General features: G+C 30.3%; 1 protein-coding gene. It reads left to right on the top strand.

The annotated features are described in order from the left end of the window. Positions 1 to 102 precede the first annotated feature (102 nt). The coding region (locus tag CRV02_RS14275) for a filamentous hemagglutinin N-terminal domain-containing protein (protein WP_129090900.1) at positions 103 to 951 on the top strand (849 nt) is incomplete at its 3' end.

A 951-nucleotide genomic window follows, 5' to 3' on the forward strand; every position in this document is an offset into this window, starting at 1 on the left:
AAATAAAACTAAAGAAATTATTTGATTATAAACTTCATTTGACTTTCATTTGACTTTCACTTGTTAGAATATTTAAATATTCAATTAACAAGGGAAAGAATAATGAAAAGACTAGTTGATTTTAGCTCACGATTTAGAATCCTAAAAGGTGGGAAGATAAGTTTAGTAGTAAGTGCTCTACTTGGAACTACTACTTTATCTTTTGCAGCTCCATCAGGAAGCGTTGTAACTTCTGGTAGTGCAAACATCTCTTCGAGTGGTAACACTACAAATATCATTCAAAATACAAATAAAGTAACTATCAATTGGGATAAGTTTAATATTGCTAAAGATGAAATAGTAAACTTCAAACAACCAAATGTAAATAGTATTGCTTTAAACAGAGTAATAGGAAATGAAAAATCTATTATCAATGGAGCACTTAATGCAAATGGGCAAGTTTGGATATTGAATTCAAATGGTGTTTTATTTGGTAAAAATGCTAAGATTAATACAGCTGGTCTTCTAGCAACTACAAAAAATCTTTCTGATAATGACTTTAATAGTGGTAACTATAACTTCAAAGGTTCTTCAACTGAGTCTGTAATTAATCTTGGAGAAATAGATATTTCTGATAGTGGATATGCAACTCTTTTAGCAAATACAGTTTCAAATGAAGGAACAATAAAAGCTGTACGTGGAAGTGTTAGACTAATTGGTGCAGATGAAGTAAGTATTAATCTAAATGGAAACTCAATAGTAGACCTAACAGTAAATAAAGGAGTACTTGATTCACTAGTTGAAAATAAAGGTGCTATATATGCTGATGGTGGAAAGATTTATCTTACAACAAATGCAGTAGATGAACTACTAAAAGGTGTTGTAAATAATGAAGGTATTATAGAAGCTAATTCATTAGATGGTGTTACTGGATTTGTAGAACTATTTGCCCATGGTGGTGAAGCTAAGATT

Origin of the sequence: Arcobacter sp. CECT 8989 (assembly GCF_004116715.1) — a bacterium.
Taxonomy (GTDB): domain Bacteria; phylum Campylobacterota; class Campylobacteria; order Campylobacterales; family Arcobacteraceae; genus Halarcobacter.